Genomic DNA, 1,332 nt, shown 5'->3' with positions numbered 1-1,332 from the left:
GGCAACGTCGACGGCTCGACCTCCACCGCCGTGTCATTCCACTCACTCACGACCCGATGCAGCCCCACCTCGTCCAGAACCCGGACAGAGCCCAACGGCATCTCCGGACCACCGTTCAGCGCCACCTCCAACGCCGACACCAGACTCTCCACAGCCGTACGCACCAGCACACCGACCGCCTCCGGGTCGATCGGGCAGACCGCGTCGACGGCCAGCGACAGCCCCCGGCCCTCACCATCGTCATCAACCGCTACAGCGAGCGGGTAATTGGTCAGCTCCCTCGCGAACAGGGTGCGGATGCCACCCACCGGTCCGTCCCAAGGCTCCATTGGCGCCTCGGGCTCCTCGTCGGTGTTGTGCCGGTAGTTGAACAGCGCCGAGAACAGCGGCGCATCCCCGGTCATCCCGCTCGCCCGCATGGCCAGCGCCAGCGGCGCGTGCTCGTGCTCCAGCAGCTCCGCGAGCTGGCCCCGCATCGCCGACACCGCGCCCAGCACACCGAGTTCACCGGTGCGCACCCGCACCGGCAGCGTGTTCATGAACGGCCCGGGCACGCGTTCCGAAGCCGCGCCGGCGTTCATCCGGCCGAACAGTACGGTGCCGAAGACGACATCGTCCCGTCCCGCCATCGCCGCGAGGGCTCGCGACCACGCGACGTGCATCACCGTCGCCGCGCTCGCCCCCAGTTTGCGGGAGACATCCCGTAGCCGCGCATCCAGCTCGGGGGCGAACGCCACCTTGGCGCGCACCACGCCGGAGCCGTCGCCGCGTACGTCCACCGCACCGAAAGGTGCCGTGCCTTCGGTGACGTCCTCGAGCAGGCGTGTGAAGTAGCGCTCGTGCTCCGAGTTGTCCGCCCCGGTGCGCGCCTGGGCGACGAAGGTGCGGAACGGCAGCGGCTCCGGCAGGCCGGCGCCCCGGCCGGTGAGGAACGCGTCCAGCTCCGCGAGGAGCACCTCGAGTGCGGTGTGGTCCTGGACGATGTGGTGCATCCGTACCAGCGCCACCCACCGCTCGTCCTCGGGGACGGGCGCGACATGGGTGCTGATCAGCGGTGCCTGCGCGAGGTTCATCGACAGGCCGACGCCGGTCAGCAGTTGCTCCACGGAATCGGTGTCGTGCGGGTCCAGGGCCACCTCGTGGACCGGCAGTTCGGCCTCGCGCCACACCACCTGGACGGGCTCGCGCAGGCCGTCCCAGACGATCCCGGTCCGCAGGACGTCATGGCGTGCGATCACCTGCCGCAGCGCGTCGAGGAAGGCGTCGAGCCGCTCGCGCGAGCTGAACTCCATGACGACGGGCATCACATACGCATCGTCCTCGTCGTGGGCC

The 1,332-nt window shown here is 70.3% G+C and carries 1 protein-coding gene; it reads right to left on the bottom strand.

All coding sequences use genetic code 11. The features are described 5' to 3' along the window. Positions 1–1,332: condensation domain-containing protein (locus tag GA0115254_RS34205; protein WP_256102915.1), on the bottom strand; the 1,332-nt coding region annotated here is incomplete at both ends.

The sequence above is a fragment of the Streptomyces sp. Ncost-T10-10d genome, assembly GCF_900091955.1.
In the GTDB taxonomy this organism is placed as follows: Bacteria; Actinomycetota; Actinomycetes; order Streptomycetales; family Streptomycetaceae; genus Streptomyces.
Note: the sequence above shows the minus strand (reverse complement) of the source record. Positions and strands in the feature narration are given on the sequence as shown.